General features: G+C 62.9%; 6 protein-coding genes. 5 read left to right on the plus strand and 1 reads right to left on the minus strand.

The window, feature by feature from the left end:
• Positions 1 to 19: 19 nt before the first annotated feature.
• Positions 20 to 217 carry a hypothetical protein gene (locus tag A7X77_RS33815; RefSeq protein ID WP_245293715.1) on the minus strand — a complete coding sequence of 66 codons (198 nt, stop codon included), beginning with the start codon at positions 215 to 217 and terminating at the stop codon, positions 20 to 22.
• A gap of 256 nt (positions 218 to 473) precedes the next feature.
• Between A7X77_RS33815 and A7X77_RS07495 the strand changes: the two genes are divergently transcribed.
• The 5 genes from A7X77_RS07495 to A7X77_RS07515 all read left to right on the plus strand — a co-directional run.
• Positions 474 to 1547, plus strand: a complete 1074-nt coding sequence (locus A7X77_RS07495) for a LacI family DNA-binding transcriptional regulator (RefSeq protein WP_064682291.1) — start codon at positions 474 to 476, stop codon at positions 1545 to 1547.
• A gap of 5 nt (positions 1548 to 1552) precedes the next feature.
• The gene (locus tag A7X77_RS07500; RefSeq protein ID WP_197486808.1) at positions 1553 to 3166 is read left to right on the plus strand and encodes an acyl CoA:acetate/3-ketoacid CoA transferase; all 1614 of its coding nucleotides are present in this window, start codon (positions 1553 to 1555) and stop codon (positions 3164 to 3166) included.
• On the plus strand, positions 3159 to 3938 hold the full coding sequence (locus A7X77_RS07505) for an enoyl-CoA hydratase/isomerase family protein (RefSeq protein ID WP_064682293.1): 780 nt from the start codon (positions 3159 to 3161) through the stop codon (positions 3936 to 3938). Before A7X77_RS07500 ends, A7X77_RS07505 begins: the two co-directional genes overlap by 8 nt.
• Positions 3938 to 5458 carry an aldehyde dehydrogenase family protein gene (locus A7X77_RS07510; RefSeq protein WP_064682294.1) on the plus strand — a complete coding sequence of 507 codons (1521 nt, stop codon included), beginning with the start codon at positions 3938 to 3940 and terminating at the stop codon, positions 5456 to 5458. The genes A7X77_RS07505 and A7X77_RS07510 overlap by 1 nt, the downstream gene beginning before the upstream one ends.
• Before the next feature lie 86 nt (positions 5459 to 5544).
• Positions 5545 to 6793: ABC transporter substrate-binding protein (locus tag A7X77_RS07515; protein ID WP_064682345.1), on the plus strand; the 1249-nt coding region annotated here is incomplete at its 3' end.

The raw sequence follows: 6793 nt of genomic DNA on the forward strand, positions 1-6793 counted from the left end.
TCGGAGACGGATCGGCCGGTCAGGCCTTCGCCATCGCCACAGGCGCGGACGCCAGCGCGGCCTCGGCTTCCGTCGCGTAGGGTTCGGTGCGCCTGATTTGCTCCACCAGACAAGCGGCGACGGCTGTCAGGTGCCGGGCTTGTTCGCGGGGCGGCAGAGCGGTCAGTTCGGCGCGCAATGTCATGACTTTATGCTCTTCTCCACTGATCGCGGTCACATTGATTGTCTCGACAGCGTAGGGGACAAGCCCCGAATCTACCACGACTTTGCCGGCCCGGGATGTCCACAAGTACCTCTCAACCGTGACTGAAATTTAGATCGTTCCAATTTAGGAGTTGAGCTGCTGATGGCGAGTATGGCTGAATTCCTAATAGAAATAAATAAATTCACCGGGGCTCTCTAATTTTTCCTTGACAAAATTGGAACGTTCCAAATATTTATTCCATCGGTTGACGTCGTGATCGGAGAGGGAAATGACAAAGGCGCGGGTAACCGTCATTGACATCGCGAGGGCCGCCGGCGTCTCCAAGTCGACGGTTTCGCTGGTGCTGCAGGGTTCCTCTCTGGTCAACGAGGCGACGCGCGCCAAGGTCAATGCCGTGATGCGAGATCTCGGCTACGTCTACAATCGCGGCGCAGCCAATCTTCGCCAGGCCGGTGCCAAATCGCGGATCATCGGAGTTGTTGTGAACGACCTGACGAACAGCTTCTTTGCGGAGCTGGCGGTCGGCGTCGATATGGTCGTCCAGTCGGCCGGCTTCGTGCAGTTCCTGTCGAACACCGGCGAGAGCATCGACAGGCAGCGTGAGGTTGTCGCATCGATGCGTGAGCACGGCATTTCCGGCCTCATCGTCTCGCCGGCCCGCGCCACCGATGCCGCCGACTTCAAGCCACTCGTTGCGGCCGGAATTCCTGTCGTGGTCGTCGTTCGAAACCTGCCCGGCGCCAAAGTCTCGTCCATCGTCTCCGACAACCGGGCCGGCATGGTCTCCGCGGTCAAGCATCTGGCCGGGCTTGGTCACAAGCGCATCGCCTTTCTCGGCGGCTTTCCCGACACCGCCGTCTTCGACGATCGGCTTGCCGGTTACCGAAGCGGCGTGGAGGCGGCCGGGCTCGATTATCACGAAGAACTCGTCATCTCGTCGGCACCGTCGCGGGCGGGCGGGGTGGAGGCGATTGGAAAGGCGATCGCGCTCGGCCGTCGGCCGACCGCAGCCGTCTGCTTCAACGATGCCGTTGCCTTCGGTGTTTGCGACGGATTGCGCGCGCGCCGTCTGGAACCTGGCGCCGACTTCGCCGTCGTCGGTTTCGACGACGTAATCGAGGCTCAGGCGGCAGTTCCGGCGCTGACGACGGTCTCGGTCGACCCGCAGGGCATCGGGCGCCGCGGCGCGCAGATGCTGCTCAAGCAGATCAATGCCGGCAAGGCCGAGGCCGAGACGGTGACGACAGCCGTTCGGCTGGTCGTTCGCGAGAGCTGCGGCGCCGGCAAGACCGCGCCGGCAAGGGCCGGCAAAGGCGTAAAATCGAAACAGGACGCTGAGTAATGCCCATGAAGAAGCATCTCACCCCCGCCGAAGCGGCCGCGCTCATCCCGGACGGCGCCGTCGTCACGGTATCGTCTTCGAGCGGTCTCGGTTGCCCGGACCTCATGCTGAAGGCGATTGGGGAGCGTTTCGAGACGACCGGCCATCCTCGCGACCTCACCACCCTTCATCCGATCGCCGCCGGCGACATGAGCGGCATCAAGGGCGTCGACTACATCGCCAGGAAGGGCCTGCTCAAGTGCATCATCGGCGGGTCCTATCCATCCGGGCCGTCATCGTCCGAGCCGCCGCTGATCTGGCAGATGATCACCAACAACGAGATCCCGGCCTACAACATTCCCTCCGGCATCCTGTTCGACATCCATCGCGAAGCCGCCGCCAAGCGGCCGGGCGTGTTGACCAAGGTCGGCGTCGACACCTTCGTCGATCCCCGGCGGCAGGGATGTGCGATGAACAAGCTGGCTTCGGAACAGCAGGTGGTCAAGCGCGTCAGCTTCGAGGGCGACGACTGGCTGTTCTTCCCCTCGATCGTCCCTCAGGTCGCCATCATCCGCGCCACCACCGCCGACGAGCGCGGCAATCTGACCTACGAACATGAAGGCGCGTATCTCGGCGGCCTCGATCAGGCGCTTGCCGCCCGCAACAATGGCGGCATCGTCGTCGCCCAGGTCAAGCGGATCACCAAGGAGGGCTCGCTGAAGCCGCATGACGTCCGGGTGCCGGGAATGCTGGTCGACTATATCGTCATCGATCCCAATCAGAAGCAGACGACGCAGACTTTGTACGATCCGGCGATATCAGGTGAAATATTCCGCCCGCTCGATAGCTTCAGCGTCCCGGAATTCAATGTTCAGAAGGTCATCGCGCGCCGCGTCGCCCAGGAACTGCAGGCGGGAAGCTGCGTCAATCTCGGCTTCGGCATCTCGGCCAACGTGCCGCGCATTTTGCTGGAAGAAGGGCTCCACGGCGCCGTCACCTGGGTGATCGAGCAAGGCGCGGTCGGTGGGGTGCCGCTGCTCGACTTCGCCTTCGGTTGCGCCTCCAATGCGGACGCCTACATGCCGTCTCCTTATCAGTTCACCTACTTTCAGGGCTCGGGATTCGATGCGTCGCTGCTCTCCTTCCTCGAGATCGGCAAAGATGGTTCGGTCAACGTTTCCAAGCTCTCCTTCCGGCCGCATGTGACGGCCGGCGCCGGCGGCTTCGTCGACATTACGGCGCGGGCAAAGAAGATCGTCTTCTCCGGCATGTTCAACGCTGGGGCGAAGCTTTCGATCGCCGATGGGACTCTCGTCATCGAGAGGGAAGGCAAGCTGAAGAAGCTGGTGAACGAGGTCGAACACGTCACCTTCAGCGGCAGGCGGGCGATCGAACAGGGGCAGGACATCATCTATGTCACCGAGCGGTGCGTGATGAAGCTGACGCCTGAAGGCATCGTTCTGACCGAGGTCGCGCCCGGCGTCGATCTTCAGTCCCACATATTGGATCAATCGGAATTTCCGCTGATCGTCGCGCCCGGCCTGAAGATCATGGACGCCGCGCTCTTCGGCGAGGCGAATATCGGCCTGTCGCTTCCAACAAAGAGTGCGCGGACACTGGAGGGCACCTTCCATGGCTAGCGGAACAGTCAGAATCGACCTTGAGGGACATGTTGCGACACTGACGATCTCGCGTCCGGAAAAGCTGAACGCGCTCGATCTCGACATGCTGAAAGCGCTGGCAGAGGCGGCCGACGCGGTGGAAGCGAACCCGGATGTGCGCGCTGCCATTCTCACCGGTGAGGGTAAGGGCTTTTCCGCCGGCGGCGATATAAGGGCCTGGGGCGGAATGCTACCTCAGGAGTTCGGTCATCTCTGGGTCCGGCACGGCCATCGTGTCTTCGAAAGACTGGCGACGCTCCGGGTGCCGTTGATCGCAGCATTGAACGGCCACGCCCTCGGAGGAGGACTCGAGCTGGCCGGCGTTGCCGACATTCGCCTTGCAGAGGAACACATCAAGATCGGCCTGCCGGAGACCGGCCTTGGGATGGTGCCGGGCTGGTCCGGCACCCAGCGTCTCGTGCGCCGGTTCGGCGCGCAGGTCGTCCGCCGAATGGCGCTGGGCGGGGAGATATTTACCGCCGAGGAGGCGCGCCTGCTCGGCATCGTCGACGCGGTCGTCCCGACAGGAAACTCGTTCGCCTCCGCCAGACAATATGCCGAGCGAATTGCGGCGCGGGGACCGGCGGCCGTCGAGATCGCCAAATTGATGATCGCATCGGCGAATGGCGAAGACAATGGAACCGCGGTCGAAGCCCTTGGCTCGATCCTTGCCGCGAAGACCGGCGATCTGAAGGAGGGCGTCGCGTCATTCAGCGAGAAGCGCCCGGCAACGTTCAAGGGAGAATGGTAATGACGGTTCTGGTCAGCCCGACGGCGCTCAGCGACCACAAGGCGCGTGATTTCAGGATGCTGATCGACGGCAGATGGGAAGCCGGCGCCTCCGATCCGATCGAGCGCATCGCGCCGAGCCATGGCGTCGTGATCAGCCGGTTCGCGACCGGCAGCAGGAAGGATGCCGAGCGCGCGATTGCCGCGGCACGCAAGGCTTTCGACCAAGGGCCATGGCCGCGAATTACCGCCTCCGAGCGCTCCGCGATCCTCCTGAAGGCCGCGGACCTGATCGCGGCACGGGCGGAAGAATTGGCATTTCTCGATGCCATCGAGGCAGGCAAGCCGATCACGCAGGTGCGGGGAGAAATTGCCGGCTCGGTTGACATCTGGCGCTATGCGGCGGCCCTTGCCCGTGATCTCCACGGCGAAAGCTACAACACGCTTGGCGACGGCACGCTCGGCGTCGTTCTGCGCGAGGCGATCGGCGTGGTCTCGATCATTACGCCTTGGAATTTCCCCTTCCTGATCGTCGGCCAGAAGCTGCCCTTTGCGCTTGCCGCCGGCTGCACGAGCGTCGTCAAGCCTTCGGAGCTGACATCGGGCTCGACGCTCGTTCTGGGCGAGATCCTGCAGCAAGCGGGCGTTCCGGATGGTGTCGTCAACATTGTCACCGGCACGGGACCTGAGGTCGGCGCGATCATGACGTCCCATCCTGACGTCGACATGGTCTCCTTCACCGGGTCGACCGGTGTCGGTAAGCTGACGATGTCGAATGCCGCGCAGACGCTGAAGAAGGTCTCGCTGGAGCTCGGCGGCAAGAACCCGCAGATCGTCTTCCCGGATGCCGATCTCGATTCCTTCGTCGATGCGGCGGTCTTCGGCGCCTATTTCAATGCCGGCGAGTGCTGCAATGCCGGCTCGCGGTTGATCCTTCACAAGTCGATCGCTTCCGACGTCGTCAGGCGTGTCGCCGAGCTGGCGAAGGGGGTGCGGGTCGGCGATCCCCTGGATCCGTCGACGCAGGTCGGCGCGATCATCACGCCGCAGCATCTGGAAAAGATATCGGGATATGTCACCGGCGCGAGGAGCAGCGGCGCTCGCGTCGCTCACGGCGGCGACACACTCGACCTCGGCATGGGTCAGTTCATGTCGCCGACGATCCTCGAAGCCGTCACGCCCGATATGGCAGTGGCTCGCGAGGAAGTCTTTGGTCCGGTCCTGTCAGTCCTGACATTCGAGACGACTGCTGAAGCGGTCAGGATTGCCAATTCCATCGATTACGGCCTGTCGGCTGGTGTCTGGAGCCGTGATTTCGACACCTGCCTGACCATCGGCCGATCGGTACGGGCGGGCACGGTCTGGATGAACACCTTCATGGACGGTGCCTCGGAGCTTCCCTTCGGCGGTTACAAGCAGAGCGGCCTCGGCCGCGAGCTCGGCCGTCATGCGGTCGAAGACTACACCGAGACCAAGACGCTCAACATGCACATCGGCAAACGCACCAACTGGTGGATGCCGCAGGCGGAAAGGCCGGTCTAGGTAGCAAGGAACTACGCCCGGGGAGGGCGGATGATTGATGCGGGAATGGTCCCGCATTTCAAAAGAGGGAACTGGGAGGTTCTTCGATGAATAGGTTTCTAACCACGACTGCGGTGATCGCGTTGGCTCTGGCCGGCGCGCATGTCTCCGCCCGCGCCGCCGACGTCAAGGAAGTGCAGATGCTGCACTGGTGGACGTCCGGCGGTGAGGCGGCGGCCTTGAACGTGTTGAAGGAGGATCTGTCGAAGGAAGGTTTTGCCTGGAAGGACGTTCCGGTTGCCGGCGGCGGCGGTGATGCGGCGATGACGGCGCTGAAGGCGATGGTTGCGGCCGGCACCTATCCGACCGCCTCGCAGATGCTGGGTTACACCGTGCTCGATTATGCCGAGGCCGGCGTCATGGGCGATCTGACCGAGACGGCCAAGAAGGAAGGCTGGGACAAGTCGGTGCCGGCGGCGCTGCAGAAGTTCTCCGTCTATGACGGCAAATGGGTCGCAGCCCCGGTCAACGTCCATTCGGTCAACTGGCTGTGGATCAACAAGGCGGTGATGGACAAGATCGGCGGCACTGAGCCGAAGAGCTTCGACGACCTGATCGCCCTGCTCGACAAGGCGAAGGCGGCAGGCGTCATCCCCTTGGCGCTCGGCGGCCAGAACTGGCAGGAAGCGACGATGTTCGATTCCATCGTGCTGTCGACCGGCGGCCCGGAGTTCTACAAGAAGGCGATGAACGACCTCGACGAGGAGTCTCTGAAGTCGGAGACGATGAAGAAGTCGTTCGACAACCTGGCCAAGATCGTCAAATATGTCGATCCGAACTTCTCCGGCCGCGACTGGAACCTGGCGACCGCCATGGTCATCAAGGGTGACGCGCTGGTGCAGGTGATGGGCGACTGGGCCAAGGGCGAATTCGTCGCCGCCAAGAAGACGCCGGATACCGACTTCCTCTGCTACCGCTTCCCCGGCACCGACGGCAGCGTCATCTACAACTCCGACATGTTCGGCATGTTCAACGTTCCCGATGACCGCAAGGCGGCGCAGGTGGCATTGGCGACGGCAACGCTGTCGAAGAGCTTCCAGTCGGCCTTCAACGTCGTCAAGGGTTCGGTTCCGGCCCGCACCGACGTTCCCGACACCGACTTCGACGCCTGCGGCAAGAAGGGCATTGCCGATCTGAAGGCCGCCAATGAGGGCGGCACGCTGTTCGGTTCGCTGGCCCAGGGTTATGGCGCGCCGCCGGCGATCGCCAATGCCTATAAGGACGTCGTCTCGAAGTTCGTCCACGGCCAGATCAAGAGCTCCGACGAAGCCGTCACCCAGCTCGTCCAGGCGATCG

This window comes from Rhizobium bangladeshense, assembly GCF_001662075.1.
Classification (GTDB): domain Bacteria; phylum Pseudomonadota; class Alphaproteobacteria; order Rhizobiales; family Rhizobiaceae; genus Rhizobium; species Rhizobium bangladeshense_B.